At 38.7% G+C, this 15400-nt stretch carries 12 protein-coding genes; 5 read left to right on the top strand and 7 right to left on the bottom strand.

The annotated features are described in order from the left end of the window. Nucleotides 1–6: 6 nt before the first annotated feature. The 4 genes from hutI (at nt 7) to AC27GZ_RS13630 (ending at nt 5763) form a co-directional block, all read left to right on the top strand. A complete protein-coding gene (gene hutI, locus AC27GZ_RS13645) occupies nt 7–1260 on the top strand; it encodes an imidazolonepropionase (RefSeq protein WP_487095794.1) in 1254 nt (417 codons plus the stop codon). A 183-nt stretch (nt 1261–1443) separates the two neighbouring features. Continuing rightward, nucleotides 1444–2118, top strand: a complete 675-nt coding sequence (locus tag AC27GZ_RS13640) for a cupredoxin domain-containing protein (protein ID WP_487095793.1) — start codon at nt 1444–1446, stop codon at nt 2116–2118. 21 nt (nt 2119–2139) lie between these two features. Then, complete coding sequence (locus AC27GZ_RS13635; RefSeq protein WP_487095791.1) at nt 2140–4461, top strand: bifunctional diguanylate cyclase/phosphodiesterase; 2322 nt, start codon at nt 2140–2142, stop codon at nt 4459–4461. A gap of 27 nt (nt 4462–4488) precedes the next feature. Continuing rightward, on the top strand, nt 4489–5763 hold the full coding sequence (locus AC27GZ_RS13630) for a hypothetical protein (RefSeq protein ID WP_487095789.1): 1275 nt from the start codon (nt 4489–4491) through the stop codon (nt 5761–5763). Here AC27GZ_RS13630 and AC27GZ_RS13625 read toward each other — a convergent pair. Beyond that, nucleotides 5740–6477, bottom strand: a complete 738-nt coding sequence (locus AC27GZ_RS13625) for a glycerophosphodiester phosphodiesterase (RefSeq protein ID WP_487095787.1) — start codon at nt 6475–6477, stop codon at nt 5740–5742. The two genes, AC27GZ_RS13630 and AC27GZ_RS13625, sit on opposite strands and share 24 nt — an antisense overlap. A gap of 54 nt (nt 6478–6531) precedes the next feature. Between AC27GZ_RS13625 and rluF the strand changes: the two genes are divergently transcribed. Continuing rightward, complete coding sequence (rluF, locus tag AC27GZ_RS13620; RefSeq protein WP_487095785.1) at nt 6532–7389, top strand: 23S rRNA pseudouridine(2604) synthase RluF; 858 nt, start codon at nt 6532–6534, stop codon at nt 7387–7389. 105 nt (nt 7390–7494) lie between these two features. Here the strand turns inward: rluF and AC27GZ_RS13615 are convergent, their stop codons facing one another. The 6 genes from AC27GZ_RS13615 to AC27GZ_RS13590 all read right to left on the bottom strand — a co-directional run bounded on the left by AC27GZ_RS13615 (nt 7495) and on the right by AC27GZ_RS13590 (nt 15299). Continuing rightward, nucleotides 7495–9393, bottom strand: coding sequence for a propionyl-CoA synthetase (locus AC27GZ_RS13615; RefSeq protein ID WP_487095784.1), 1899 nt, complete (start codon nt 9391–9393; stop codon nt 7495–7497). Nucleotides 9394–9498: 105 nt separating this feature from the next. Next, complete coding sequence (locus AC27GZ_RS13610) at nt 9499–10395, bottom strand: spermidine synthase (RefSeq protein WP_487095783.1); 897 nt, start codon at nt 10393–10395, stop codon at nt 9499–9501. Beyond that, complete coding sequence (locus AC27GZ_RS13605; RefSeq protein WP_487095782.1) at nt 10388–11026, bottom strand: fused MFS/spermidine synthase; 639 nt, start codon at nt 11024–11026, stop codon at nt 10388–10390. The genes AC27GZ_RS13610 and AC27GZ_RS13605 overlap by 8 nt, the downstream gene beginning before the upstream one ends. Nucleotides 11027–11077: 51 nt before the next feature. After that, the gene (locus AC27GZ_RS13600) at nt 11078–11620 is read right to left on the bottom strand and encodes a GNAT family N-acetyltransferase (protein ID WP_487095781.1); all 543 of its coding nucleotides are present in this window, start codon (nt 11618–11620) and stop codon (nt 11078–11080) included. Nucleotides 11621–11636: 16 nt separating this feature from the next. Further along, complete coding sequence (gene uvrA, locus AC27GZ_RS13595) at nt 11637–14465, bottom strand: excinuclease ABC subunit UvrA (protein WP_487095780.1); 2829 nt, start codon at nt 14463–14465, stop codon at nt 11637–11639. Nucleotides 14466–14606: 141 nt separating this feature from the next. Further along, nucleotides 14607–15299, bottom strand: coding sequence for a hypothetical protein (locus AC27GZ_RS13590; protein ID WP_487095779.1), 693 nt, complete (start codon nt 15297–15299; stop codon nt 14607–14609). Nucleotides 15300–15400: the final 101 nt, after the last annotated feature.

Raw genomic sequence — 15400 nt, 5'->3', positions numbered from 1 at the left:
TTACCCATGACAAATTTAAATCAATCACAGAACACTAGTCAGCATTGGCAAACATTAATCGTGAATGTCAATGTCGCAACCATGGCAAATGATGCTGATAATTATGGTGAAATATCTGATGCCGCAGTCGCCATCAGTGACGGGAAAATCGCATGGTTAGGTAAAGAAAGTGAATTACCTGGTTATGATAAAGAGCAGATTAAGGTGATAGACGGGCAGAAAAAATGGTTAACGCCTGGTTTAATCGATTGTCATACTCACTTAGTTTATGGCGGTAACCGTGCTAATGAATTTGAAATGCGCCTACAGGGAAAAAGTTATCAAGAAATTGCAGAAGCAGGTGGCGGTATCGTCTCTACGGTTGCAGCGACAAGAGCAGCCACTGAAGCTGAATTACTCACGAGTGCTTTACCCCGATTATCGGCCCTGCATCAACAAGGCGTTACCACTGTCGAAATAAAGTCTGGTTATGGTTTAGATGTCGAGAATGAAATTAAAATGCTTAAGGTAGCAGGTGAACTAGCTAAAGAACTGCCTATGACCATAAAGCGTACTTTTTTGGGAGCGCATGCAATACCCACAGAGTTTCAAGATGATGCGGATGGTTATATCGATCTAGTGTGTAACGAGATGATGCCTGTCATTGCTCAGCAGAAACTTGCTGATACCGTGGATGTGTTTTGTGAAAATATCGGCTTTAATCTTGCTCAAACTGAGCGAGTATTTAACGCGGCAAAGCAACATAACTTAGCGATAAAAGTGCATGCTGAGCAGTTGTCTGATCTAGGTGGTACTGAATTGGCGGCAGGCTACCAAGCGCTTTCAAGTGATCATGTTGAGTTTTTATCTGAACAAGGTATTAAAGCAATGAGTGACGCCAATATGTGTGCTGTTTTATTACCAGGTGCCTTTTATTTTCTTCGAGAAACACAGTTACCACCCATAAAATTATTACGTCAACATGGTGTAACTATGGCTATTGCAACAGATGCTAACCCAGGCTCATCACCCATTTGTTCGTTACAACTTATGCTTAATATGGCTTGTACATTATTTAGGTTAACGCCTAGTGAAGCCTTATCTGGAGTGACTTCTAATGCAGCAAAAGCATTAGGTTTGTCAACAACGAAAGGGCAGATCAAGCTTGGTTTTGATGCTGATTTGGCATTATGGGATATCACTCAGCCTGCAGAGCTGTGTTATCAGTTTGGCGTTAACCCGCTCAAAATGTTAATTCAAAATGGCAAACAAGTTATTTAATCAATTAACTGTCGAATAAATGAAATACTAAGCATATATTCCTGTTCTAATAGTTAGTGCTTTATAAGCGTTAAAAATTAAGCTTAGTTAAGTGCTCTTTTTATTGAAATTTGATATACACTTAATTAGATTGGTTAAACTATGTTAGAGATGAATATTTCCTTGAATAATAAGATTATTACAGTGCTTACGATTTTAATGCTGAATTTGGTCAGTGTTGAAGTGTTAGGCGCAAATATGTGTGATGAAACATCTACAAATACTATTTGTGTGCAAGTTGTTGTTAAAAGTAATACTCAGCAAGCATTAGCTGATATGGTAGTCTTTCTTGAGCCACTTGGCGGGCAAACACTCGAAAAGTCGACAAAGAAAGTTACTATTGGTCAATTAGATAAAACTTTTTCCCCTTATATTAGTGTCAGTCAAGTGGGGGCAACGGTTGATTTTGTCAATCAAGATGATATTACTCACCATATTTATTCTGCTGGCAGTGACAATAATTTTTCATTTAAAATCCGTGCAGGACAAACAAACTCATTAGCTCAATTCGATCAAGAAAGCGCAGTTGCAATGGGTTGTAATATTCATGACTGGATGAGTGGCAACTTATTAATTGTAAACACTCCTTATTTTGATAAAACTGATGAGCAAGGTCAGGTGAGTTTCGAACTGAAAAGGCTTGGTCAATATAGGATTGTGGTATGGCACCCACAAATGCAAACAGATAATAATCGCATCATCCAAGAAAAAGTTATTAACACTAATTCGACTTTTACTATTGCATTAACAGAGCAATTAGCTGATATTCCCTCTCAAGAAAGTGATGATGATTTTGATTTCTTGTCAGATTATGAGTAGTTAAATAGCAAGGAAACGTCCATGAAGCGCTTACAAAACAAGATTTTTTTATTTTTTGTTTTACTATTATTGATAGTACAAGCCATTGCTTTTTGGACTTTATATAGTGGTAATAAAAACCAAGAAGCCGCGGAAATAAATAACCGGTTAACTACAGCCAAAACCATTTTTACTGAGCTATTTGATCGTCGTTTAGATTATTTAGCGGCCTTCGCTGAAACGGCAGCGAAAGATTATGGTTTAAAAGAAGTATTTAATGATGACACCCGCAGCTTATTAGTTGCCTTAAACAACCACAGAAAACGTATTGATGCTGATTTGGCCATGGCAATTTCTGCCGATGGTGTCATTATTGGTCAGCTACAACGTTATTTTCTCAATGATTCACGCAGTAAGATAAAACAAGGTTCAGAGCGTGATACTGCCTTTCGTTTTACTGATTGGTTAGAGTCTGGGCAATCTTCGCATCTATATATTATCGATGAAGATATTTATCAATTAAGTTTATCGCCAGTGAGCGTTGGTACTAAAACCCTAGGTTGGATAGCCTTTGGTTTTCAAATAGACCAACGCTTAGCGCGAGAATTTACCAATATTACCAACTTAAATACAGATTTTATCATCAAATATGATGACTCATGGCGTTTAGTCGCCACTTCCGACGAAAATAGCATGCCAACGCAAGAGTTAGCTTTTGCTCAAGCAGTACTTCAAGGTGTGATTCCTGAGCAATATATTGCGACTCATTCATTGATTACTGAATATGATGAGCAAGAACTTGGCGTGATCATGTATGGATTACGAGCCAATTTTGTTGCCCTGTTACAAGAGCAATGGTGGCGATTTTTAATGTTAGCAATATTAACCTTGTTTGTGTCCCTCACAAGTGCTTATTTAATTGCTGGCTCAATAAGCAAACCAATTAAGCGTTTGGTTGCACAAGCTAAAGTAATTGCTAGTGGTGATTATCAACAAACAGTGACTTTGACAGATAAAAATGAAATTGGTCAATTAGCTGATGAATTTAACCAAATGCAGGCGGCGGTACTGCAACGCGAAAAAGCGATTACTCATTTTGGTAACCATGATCCATTAACAGATTTACCTAACCGTAATGCCCTTAATAAACTGCTGGAAAGTTACACTCAGCAACAGCAGTGCTTTGTATTATTACATTTAAACTTAAGTCGTTTAAAAGACGTGAATGACACGCTAGGCCATGATGTTGGTGATGATGTCATTAAAGAGCTAGCTCGTCGTTTAACTTTGCTATGCGAAGGCACTTATTTTAAACAACTGGTGCATTTAGGGGCGGATGAATTTGTTTTAATAATACAAGACCTTGAAGTAGATGAGATTGTTGCCCAAATACAAGCAAAGCTAGAGCCTATGTTTGACTATCAAGGAATTAGCTTACAGTTACAAGTACGTATGGGCTTAGCAATTTCACCTGAGCATTCAAGTAACGCGAAAACTTTAGTACAGATGGCGGATACTGCCCTTCACCACACTCGAGATACAGGCAAGTTGTTACAAGTTTATCAATCAGATTTAGATGTTAATTCTGTTGAACGTTTAAGTATGATAAATGATTTAAAACAAGCCATACCTGATGGCGAACTTGAATTGCACTTTCAACCTAAATTATGTCTGAAATCCCGTATTGTTACGCATGTTGAAGCACTAGTGAGATGGCAGCATCCAACCTTAGGTATGGTACCACCCGATGACTTTATTCATATTGCCGAACAAACAGGGCAAATTAAAGCCTTAACTCGCTGGGTTTTTACTACAGCCTTAGCACAATTTAATACTTGGCAAACACAAGGCATTAACGTCAATATTGCTGTAAATATTTCCGCCGAAAATTTAAAAGAAGCTGACTTTCATCATTTTATTTTTCAATCATTATCAAGTGCAAATGTACCACCAGAAAAGGTTACTTTAGAAGTTACAGAGAGCTCTGTGGTTGAAGACCCTGAATCTGCAATTAAGCTATTAAGTGCTTTTAAAAATCATGGTATGAAAATTTCAATTGATGATTATGGTACCGGTTACTCCTCTTTAGCTCAGTTAAAACAATTACCCGTGCATGAATTAAAAATTGATAAATCTTTTGTGCAACGCTTAGAGCAAGATGAAGATGATCAAATTATTGTACGCTCTACTATTGAACTTGCCCATAACATGGGGTTACATGTTGTGGCGGAAGGTATTGAAGATGAATTTTCACTGACATGGTTAGCTGAACATGGTTGTGAATTAGCACAAGGCTATTATATTAGTAGACCAAAACCTGCAAGTGAGTTAACGTCTTGGTTATTAGAACAACTAAATGCCTAAATTATAAAATACCACTGAGGAACGTACGTGATAATTAGACAGTCTGCTTTTGTTTATTTAATTACTCTAGTGTTATTGCTTTTTACCTCAGCTAGTAAAGGAGTCGATTATAAAGCGCATGGTATTTTAGATGTTAGAGCCAGCAGTATCGACTCTTTAGATAAGGGGTATATTGCGGGCGGGCAAGGGAAGTTTGCCTTAAGTGATGGCAAGCAACTCTCTATTGCCCAAGCGGGTCTTGAGTTAGGCGCAGAATGGGATAATGGCTTAAGTGTTGAAGGTGTATTTAACGCTTATCTTGATAAAGAAGATAGCGCACTCGGGCTAACAGAAGGTTATGTAAAGTATAAGTCGCTACCAAACTCTGCTGGTTATCGCTTTCAAGTTAAAGGGGGAATTTTTTACCCCGAAATTTCGTTAGAAAATAATGCTTTTGCTTGGGCAAGTAAAGATACATTGAATTCATCAACCTTAAATACTTGGATTGGTGAAGAAATTCGAGGTTTAGGTGCAGAGTTAAAAGTCACTCGTTTAGGGCGAATGAATGGCAACAACTTTGATTTATCATTCTCGGCTAGTACGTTTTTAAATAATGACCCTGCTGGTGCATTATTGGCTTGGCATGGCTGGACTATGAGTAGTCGACAAACACTTTGGGGTGAAGCACGAGAATTTCCTTGGTTTCCAGCGCTTGCAGAGGGCGCGCCACTTGCTGGCCAAGCCCGTAAATCTAAACCATTTTTAGAAGTTGATCATAACCTTGGTTATCATGTTCGCGGTGAGTGGGCTTTGCATGGTAAAGGAAAGCTATCCGTTGGCTATTATGATAATAATGCTACTCCTTATAAAGTACAAAATGGTCAGTACGGGTGGGCAACTGAATTTTTCCATTTAGGTGCTAGCTGGCGTTTGTCAAAAAATGTTTCATTCATTGCACAATACTTATCGGGCAGTACCTTAATGCAATCTCCGCAACTGGTTGATATGGTTAATAATGACTATGATAGTGGCTTTGTAGCTATTACTTATAATTGGCAAAGTGTCATTGGTAACAAAAAGCATAAAACCACGGTACGTGTAGAAGACTTCTCAGTTACTGATAACGATAATACTTGGGGTGATAATAATAATGAAGATGGCCAAGCGCTCACCCTAAATCATAGCTACCGTTTAACTAAACATTGGTTTTTATCGGCAGAATTTAACTATATTGATAGTCATAGACCTGCACGTTATTACGAGCATGATCCTGTCGATTTAACTGAAAAACAATGGCAATTAGCAGGAAGATACTTCTTTTAAGTGCGCAACATGACTTTTTGCTCTGGTTGGGAAATTAGAGAAAATACCATCAACGCCCAGTGCCTTCATAGCATTAATATCATCTAACTCATCAACCGTATAAACAAAGACTTTTAAGCCGCGGTTGTGAGCATCTTGCACAAAATCTTTACTTATAAAGTCAACATCAAGGTGAACAGCGTAAGCATTGAGTTGCTCAGCGAATTTTGCATATTCTAGTGGGTAACAGGCGGTGAGTGCACCAATAGCAAACTCTGATCTTTGATGGTGAATATTAAACAGTAAACGATGATTAAAGGATGAAATTAGTATGTCATTCACAGACATTTCGGTATTTTCAATGGCATCATCAATATAAGAAAATAATAGCTCAATATTATTAATACTTTTTATCTCAAGGTTAATGGTACATTTGCCAGCCACCAGTGTGAGTACTTCATCTAATGTGGGAATGGCTTCACCTAAGCCAGCATCTAAAGTTCGTAGCTGTTCATAACTATGATGGGATAATTGGCCGTTACCTGTTGTCGTTCGGTGTAACCAGCGATCATGAATCACAAAAAGCGTATTATCTACTTGGTGAATATCTACTTCAATTCCGTCAACATCAGCCTGTAATGCTGATTTAATAGCACGTAGCGTATTTTCTGGCTCAACGCCGCTAGCACCACGATGGGCAAAAATTAACATAGCGATCACAGATGTTTGATACATTAATCATGGTTTTTAGTATACTGCTAAAAACTTTAAAGTACGCATAAAAATTTCATGTCTGATAATGCAGTTAATGCCAAACGTTTAAATAAATATATTAGTGAATCTGGATTTTGCTCACGTCGTGGTGCCGATAAGCTCATCGAAGAAGAGCGCGTTACTATAAATGGCAAACTGCCTGAATTAGGCACTAAGGTTTTGCCCGGTGATGTAGTAAAAGTTGATGGTAAAGCGATTGCAGCAAGTGCAAAAAATAAGTCTGATCGTATTTATATTGCTTATAACAAACCTATCGGTATTACCTGTACCACTGAAAAGCATGTACGTGGCAATATTGTTGATGCTATTGGTCATAAAGAACGAATATTTCCTATTGGCCGTTTAGATAAACCTTCAGAAGGTTTAATTTTTTTGACCAGCGATGGTGATATTGTTAATAAAATTTTGCGGGCTGAAAATGCCCACGATAAAGAATATATTGTCACGGTAGATAAGCCATTAAGTGAGCGTTTTGTCGAGCGTATGTCTCGTGGTGTGCCAATTTTAGGCACGATTACTAAGCCGTGTATCGTGAGAGTAAAGAGCCGTTTTGTGTTCACCATTATCTTAACCCAAGGGTTAAATCGACAAATTCGTCGTATGTGTGAATTTTTAGGTTATGAAGTGAAAAAATTAAAGCGTTCACGCATCATGAATGTGGAACTTGGGCAATTAAAACCAGGGCAATGGCGTGATTTAACGAAAGCAGAAATGACTGAAATCAACCTAGCTGTTGCTACCTCAAGTAAGGTAGCACCAGAAAATGCGGTAAGTCACAAAAAACCTAAGCAAACTATTCATGTTAATAAGGCTGAAAATAAAACCAATAACAAGGCTACTCGAAGCAAGTTAACTTTCAAGAAAAAGCAATAAACCTTATAGCAAGTCACATAAGTATTTCACCCCAATCAGATACGCGGTCAATGGCTAATGCCCAATGACCGCTTTAAATATCAATTAGGCACTTAAACGCTGAACTCAGCTGACGCTTACTTCTGATAATCTCGGAGAAAGCTCATCTAACACTTGTGGATCATCAATGGTTGAGGGAATATCAACCTCTTGACCATCTATCATTTGCCTGAGGGTTTTGCGTAATATCTTGCCTGAGCGAGTTTTAGGTAAACGCTCAGCAATAATGACATCTTTTAACGCCGCAATAGCACCAATCTCAGCGCGTACTTTATTTTTTAAGGCGCTAGTTAATATTTCATCACTTTCCTCAATGCCATTTTTAATGACGACAAGCCCAAAAGGAACCTGTCCTTTTAAAGGACATTGAATGCCAATCACAGCGCATTCAGCTACCGCATAATGGCTTGATAACACTTCTTCCATTTCACCTGTGGATAAGCGATGACCTGCCACATTGATGACATCATCTGTTCTTCCCATGATAAATAAATAGCCTTCATCATCAATATACCCCCCATCACCGGTAATATAGTAACCTTCATGTGTCGACAAGTAACTTGCTTTGAAGCGTTCAGCATCTTTATAAATAGTGGCTAAACAACCTGGTGGCATAGGCAGTTTTATCGCCACTGTTCCTTGTTGGTTGGCAGGTAATGCTTTACCAAAAGCATCTAGTATTTCAACATTAAAACCTGGCACAGGGAAGCCAGCAGAACCAGCTTTTGTTGCCAGTAATTCTTCACAACTCTCATCAGTAAATGGTGTGCTGGCAATTGCCCAACCTGTTTCTGTTTGCCACCAATGGTCAATCACAGGCAGTTGTGTTTTTTCTTTTAACCAGTGATAAGTTGCAGGATCTAAACGCTCTCCGGCAAGGTATAAACGCCTTAAGTGAGACAAATCGTAATCTTTAAGTAGGGCACCATCAGGATCTTCTTTGGCTATGGCTCTAAATGCTGTTGGAGCACTAAAAAGCGCATTGACCTGATATTGCTCACATACCCGCCAAAAAGCGCCAGCATCAGGTGTTTTAATGGGTTTTCCTTCATATAAAATGCTAGTACAGCCTGCCATTAATGGTGCATATACTATATAAGAATGGCCCACAACCCAGCCGACATCAGAGGCTGCCCAAAAGGTATCGCCAGTATTCATTCCGTACACTGTTTTCATACTAGAGAGCATAGCTACTGCATGTCCACCATTATCTCTCACGACGCCTTTAGGTTTACCTGTGGTGCCAGAGGTATATAAAATATAAAGAGGGTCGGTGCTTTTAACTGGCACAGGAGCGACTTCTTTGGCATTAGCCATCAGTGTTTGCCAATCGAAATCTAAGCCAGTGGCTAGTGAAGCTGTTAATTGCTCTCGCTGATAAATAATGCAACTGCTTGGCTTATGTTCCGCCATGTCGATAGCTTGATCTAATAAAGGCTTATAGGGAATTATTTTCTCAATTTCAATACCACAACTGGCACTGATAATAACTTTTGGCTCGGCATCGTTAATACGCACCGCGAGTTCTTTGGCAGCAAAGCCACCAAAAACAACCGAGTGGACAGCGCCTAGGCGGGCAGTTGCTAACATGGCTATCACAGCTTGAGGGATCATTGGCATATAAATGAGCACACGATCGCCTTTCGTTACCCCTTGGCTTTGTAAAACGTGAGCAAATTTAGCCACCAAGTCTGTTAACTGGTAGTAAGAAAATGTTTGTTGGCTATTGGTTACCGGAGAATCATAGATGAGCGCAGTTTGATCGCCACGCCCTTGTTCAATGTGAAGATCTAAAGCGAGGTAACAAGTGTTCAGCTCCCCATCAGCAAACCAGTCATGCCAACCCTCGGAATTTGTCGACAATATTTTGTTAGGAGCTTTATACCAAGAAACAAGCTCTGCTTGCTCTTTCCAATACAATTCAGTGTTGTTGTTAGCTTTCTGCTGTTGTTCTAAAAATCCCATGGGCTGCCTCACTTATAATAATTTTATGAAATTAGTATAAAATGTCGACAACTTATTGCTATTAGACTTTAGGCTAGCCCTTGGTTTGTAACTGATTTTTAGGCATTAATTGCTATTTAATAAATTAGCTGGTGAAAACTGATCGGTCAATATGCGTGTGTCACTTGGCCAATCCTGATGATCTCTGGTGTTTTCCATATTGTTATAAAGTGATTCGATATCAACATTATAAGGCGCTAAACGTTCATTAAGCTGTGTAATAAGTTCAGCATTGATACTCTGTTTAGTGAATGGCTTTTTACCCGTTAAGATAATGCGGTTGGAATTCTTTTGGTTGGAAACCTGAATGAAGTCACCAAAAACGGCATGATATGTTGCTGACTCATGCGCATACAGTTCACTGAGTGAAAAGGTGTTTGCGCTAAGAATGCCATCTTCGCTAAGTAGCGACTTGGTTTCTTGTAAAAACTCTTTTGTTAATAAGTGCTCAGGAATATAGTCGCCGTTAAAAGCGTCTAAAATAATCCAGTCGTAGCTTTGCTTCTTCAGCAGGGCGCGTTTTATAAAAATGCGACCATCTTGGCTATACGTTTTTATATTGTCATTTTCAACAAAACCAAAATACTCACGAGCGACCTTAATTACAGCGTCATCAATTTCAATATTATCAATTTTACTGTTGGGGTAGAGCTCAGTCAGGGTGTTAGACATAGTGCCGCCTCCTAAACCTATAATTAAAATGCGCTTTGGCTCAGGATTTAACAATAAGCTAGACATTAATAATTTCGTGTAATTAAAAACCAGCTTTTCCGGTTGGCTTTTCAAAAAGCAGCTTTGTTGGGTTTTAGTACTTTTGACATTGAACTTAAGACAACGCAAATCGCCTTTATCTTCGACTAATATATTGCGATACAGCGAGCGTTCTTTATGTACTATTTTAGCGTCTGCAAAAGACGAAGTGAGAAATAAAATGAATATGAAGAGTGTGATGTACTTAAACATGGCTTAACTCCATTTGACGTGAATGGCCAAGCTTATTAATCACAATGGCGAGTACACCTAAACAGGCTAGAATCGCGCAATAAGCAAAGACAATATTATTAATATCAAACCATAAAATAAAATAGAATGAGGTAAATATAGTCCCTAAAGCGCTACCGAGTGTCGATACAAAGTAAAGTTTGCCAGCCACTTGACCACTTTCATCAGAGCTTTTCACCAATAAACGTACTGAATAAGGTGACAGCATACCTAAGATAACTGTTGGGATGAAAAACAAAGCCATAGAGGCTAATAATGAGCCATAACGAGAGTCTTCTATATTAAGAAAAATAGCTTCCATGATACCCTGGCTAACCAAGGCGATTGGTAACAATGTAATTGCAGCAAGAAGAAATATAATGCCATAGATTGTTAGAGAGGGGGAGCGTGTTGACAGTTTTCCTCCTAATAAATAGCCTAATGATAAGCTGAGCATAAAAACAGTAATGATACTGCCCCAAATATGTACTGAGCTACCAAAAAATGGCGCGAGTATTCTACCGCCTAATAATTCAATACCCATGATGCTAAAGCCGCTAGTAAAGGCAAGTAAATAAATAAGGATATTGGGGTAGTGTTGAGTATTTTTCATATCTTTCAGTGGTTTAGTTATTTTGTTGATAAATGCAATGTTCAGAGTAAGCTATTTTACTGACATTTGGTAGTGTACAGCGTTAAAGTTACCTATGGGATCTTGATGAAGGTATTGCTTCACAAAGTGCATACCGATATTTTTCATGACACCAATAGAGCCAAGGTTATCTTCTATAGCTAACGCTGAAAAATAGTCAATATGGGTTTGCTTTTCTATGGCATCTTTTATTGCGGTAGCGGCTTCTGTTGCATAGCCTTTGCCCCAAGACTTTTTAAAAAATCGCCAGCCTAATTCAATATCATTAAATTTAGGTGAGTCAGTAAAAAATGCCATTGGCCTAGCCAGCACCCAACCTAAATATTCTTGATTGCTTTTATCTGAGGCTTGCCAAATGCCCCAGCCTTTTTCAGCATTCAAATAAGAGAGCATTCGTGGGATGAAAACCGTGTTAATGGTTTCCATACTATTAGGCTTACCGCCATTAATAAACTGCATTACCTCAGGATCTTGATCTAATTGCCAAAGCGCATGGGCATCTGCTTCACTCATTAGACGAAAGGTTAACCTTGCGGAATCTTTTACGATAACCATATGATATCCCTTAACCTTACTTACTTAACAATGGCTTTAAAAAGCGAGCGGTATGAGAGGTTTTATGCTCTGCGACTTGTTCAGGTGTACCTGTGACTAATATTTGTCCTCCGCCTGAGCCGCCTTCAGGACCTAAATCAACAATCCAGTCTGCTGTTTTGATCACATCTAAATTATGCTCGATCACGACAATGGTATTACCGTGGTCACGCAGACGATGAATAACCTGAAGTAGCTGTTTAATATCATGAAAATGTAAGCCTGTAGTGGGCTCATCTAAAATATATAAAGTTTTGCCAGTATCGCGCTTTGATAGCTCTTTTGAGAGTTTAACCCGTTGTGCTTCACCCCCTGAAAGGGTTGTCGCTGATTGACCTAACTTAATATAGCCTAAGCCAACATCAAGTAAGGTTTGTAGTTTACGCTTAACTGCTGGGATAGCGCTGAAAAATTCAAACGCATCTTCAATAGTCATATCCAAGGTTTCATGAATATTCTTACCCTTGTATAACACTTCTAGGGTTTCTCGGTTATAACGCTTAGATTTACAAACATCACAAGGTACATAGACGTCAGGTAAAAAATGCATTTCTACTTTAATTAAACCGTCACCCTGACAGGCTTCACAACGGCCACCTTTCACATTAAAACTAAAGCGTCCCGGTTTATATCCGCGAGAGCGTGCTTCTTGTGTAGCAGCAAAAATATCACGAATAGCTGTGAATATTCCTGTATAGGTGGCAGGATTTGAACGGGGTGTTCTTCCAATAGGGCTTTGATCAATATCGATGACTTTATCTAAATGCTCTAAGCCAGTAATGGACTTGTAAGGCGCAGGTTCATCCACGGTGGCACCGTTCAGTTCAATGTGCGCTAGTTTATATAAAGTGTCGTTGATTAAGGTTGATTTTCCTGAGCCCGAAACACCGGTAATACAGGTCATTAAACCGTTTGGAATAACTAAATCCACATCTTTTAAATTATTGCCATTAGCCCCTGTTAACTCGACAACTTTCTTTTTGTCAAACGGGTAGCGTTTATTGGGTATTTCAATGCACTCTTCACCTGATAGGTATTTACCCGTTAGTGAGTCTTTACTTTTTAATATGTCTTTTACTGTACCTTGGGCAATAATTTCACCACCATGTACGCCAGCTCCTGGGCCAATATCAATAACAAAGTCTGCGGCTCTGATGGCATCTTCATCATGCTCAACAACTATTACGGTATTACCTAAATCTCTCAGGTGAATAAGTGTATTAAGTAAACGTTCATTATCACGTTGATGTAAACCAATTGATGGCTCATCTAATACATACATTACGCCCACTAGGCCAGCACCTATTTGACTGGCTAAGCGAATACGTTGTGCTTCTCCACCTGAAAGTGTGTTTGCGCCGCGTGATAAGTTTAAGTAATTAAGACCAACATTCACTAAAAAGCCTAAGCGCTCATTAATTTCTTTGAGTATTTTTTCAGCTACTTGCGCTTTTTGGCCAGTTAAGTTCAAGCCTAGGAAGAATTCAAGGGCATCAGCGATAGAGTATTCAGCAACAATGGGCAGTGGTGTATCACTAATAAAGACATTACGTGCTTCTAGGCGCAAACGACTACCATTACAATCAGGGCAATGCTGACTATTTAAGTATTTGGAAAGCTCATCACGCACAGCGTTTGATTCAGTTTCTTTGTAACGGCGTTGCATGTTGTTGATAATCCCTTCGAAAGGGTGTTTTCGAAAGACCACATCGCCGCGATCATTCATGTACTTAAATTCAATTTCTTGATCGCCACTACCATAAAGCACAACTTGACGCGCTTCTTCTGTCAAATCTTTAAAGGGTTTGTCAATGGCAAAACCATAGTGTTCAGCTAAGGCTTGCAGCATTTGAAAATAATAAAAATTACGTTTGTCCCAACCACGAATTGCGCCGCCAGAAAGGCTTAACTCGTCATTAGCGATAATGCGGTTACTGTCAAAGAATTGCTCGATACCTAAGCCATCACAGGTTTGACAAGCACCTGCAGGGTTATTGAATGAAAATAACCTTGGCTCTAACTCTTGCATGCTGTAACCACAATGTGGGCATGCAAAATTAGCAGAGAATAATAGCTCTTCTTTGTCAGGTTCATCCATAAAGGCAACTTTAGCTGTGCCTGCTGTTAAACCGAGTGCTGTTTCAAAAGATTCAGATAAACGTAATTGAATATCATCACGCACTTTTAAGCGGTCAACCACTACCTCAATGGTGTGTTTTTTATGTAACTCTAATGTTGGTGGATCTGATAAATCACATACTTCGCCATCAATACGAGCGCGAATGAAGCCTTGCGCGGCTAAGTTATCAAGTAACTTGATATGTTCACCCTTACGATTTTGTAGCACGGGCGCAAGAAGCATGACTTTCGTGCCTTCTTCAAGCTCTAATACTTTATCAACCATCTGAGAGACTGTTTGTGCTGCTAATGGTTGTTTGTGAGTTGGGCAGCGTGGCTCGCCTACACGTGCGTATAGTAAACGCAAATAATCATAAATTTCTGTGATGGTGCCAACGGTTGAACGCGGGTTATGTGATGTGGATTTTTGTTCGATAGATATAGCTGGGGATAAGCCTTCAATGTGATCGACATCGGGCTTTTCCATTAAAGATAAAAATTGACGTGCATAGGCCGAAAGCGACTCAACGTATCGACGTTGACCTTCAGCATAAAGGGTATCAAAAGCTAGCGATGATTTACCTGAGCCAGATAACCCTGTAATAACAATTAATTTATCTCGAGGGATCTCTAAACTAATATCTTTAAGGTTATGGGTACGCGCCCCTCTGACTTCTATATTCTTCATTCTTTCTTAATCCACAACATAAGCAAAATCACAGCCGTGTATTATGTCATAGTTAAGCGTGATGTTCAGTGTTATAAATGCTTTTATTTTATTCATTTGAACAGCTAAAAGGTGATTGACCTAGACATTGAAATTGCTTCGTTATTTTATTAGCTTTTCTAGCGTGTCAATTAACTTTTGTCGTTCATTCTGTAATTCAACCAAGGTATCTATTTGTATGCGTTGGAGTATAGCTTTATCTCGTACTACACCACGAAGTATTTCATGATTAAGCAATTCATCATCTGTACTGACAATATCTCTGCCAACAAATTTTATTGATGCAGTGATTTTGGGTGTGACAACCATCGAATTTCCATCTGAGTATTTTGTTTGTTCGATAGCTTCGAGGTAAGCATTTTCAAATTGAAGAATAGCTTTTTGTAACGGCTTTGATTTAATTAGATCTAATTTTCCATCGTCAATTAATCGCCTTAGAGACACAGGACGAAAAGACGCGCCCCAAAAACTAAATAGTGAAAAAATATTTTGTTCAAAGGCCTTTCTTTCTTCATGACTCCAGTTGTTTTTGGTTAATAACGTGCTGACTACAAAGCTTTTTTCTAATATGTCTTGGTATTCTTTTAGCTCTACTTGGTGGGTGTTTCTATTATTGACTAGCTCTTCATACAAAAACTGCAATTGATAGTTTTCTTCTTTACGATCAAGACGAGATTGATTCCAATCTGCTGCTTGTAACCCAACAAAAATTCCTATCACCACCACTAAAAAGTCTAATAAAACACCTAGCCAGTTTTGAGACTTAATGTGGCGTGTAAACTTTGAAAAGAGCATTTATTATCATCCTTTTTAATTAGGTTCTTCAAAAGAGCTTATCAATAAAGGCGTTATATAAGAACTAAAATTCGATTGCAGTTGAATTATTAATATACGTA

The sequence above is a fragment of the Colwellia sp. SU-HH00943 genome (assembly GCF_057546125.1).
Note: the sequence above shows the minus strand (reverse complement) of the source record. Positions and strands in the feature narration are given on the sequence as shown.

Coding starts and splice junctions, on each gene's coding strand:
- hutI (WP_487095794.1), top strand. CDS start 7: ATGACAAATTTAAATCAATCACAGAACACTAGTCAGCATTGGCAAACA.
- AC27GZ_RS13635 (WP_487095791.1), top strand. CDS start 2,140: ATGAAGCGCTTACAAAACAAGATTTTTTTATTTTTTGTTTTACTATTA.
- AC27GZ_RS13625 (WP_487095787.1), bottom strand. CDS start 6,477: ATGTATCAAACATCTGTGATCGCTATGTTAATTTTTGCCCATCGTGGT.
- rluF (WP_487095785.1), top strand. CDS start 6,532: ATGTCTGATAATGCAGTTAATGCCAAACGTTTAAATAAATATATTAGT.
- AC27GZ_RS13615 (WP_487095784.1), bottom strand. CDS start 9,393: ATGGGATTTTTAGAACAACAGCAGAAAGCTAACAACAACACTGAATTG.
- AC27GZ_RS13610 (WP_487095783.1), bottom strand. CDS start 10,395: ATGTTTAAGTACATCACACTCTTCATATTCATTTTATTTCTCACTTCG.
- AC27GZ_RS13605 (WP_487095782.1), bottom strand. CDS start 11,026: ATGAAAAATACTCAACACTACCCCAATATCCTTATTTATTTACTTGCC.
- AC27GZ_RS13600 (WP_487095781.1), bottom strand. CDS start 11,620: ATGGTTATCGTAAAAGATTCCGCAAGGTTAACCTTTCGTCTAATGAGT.
- uvrA (WP_487095780.1), bottom strand. CDS start 14,465: ATGAAGAATATAGAAGTCAGAGGGGCGCGTACCCATAACCTTAAAGAT.
- AC27GZ_RS13590 (WP_487095779.1), bottom strand. CDS start 15,299: ATGCTCTTTTCAAAGTTTACACGCCACATTAAGTCTCAAAACTGGCTA.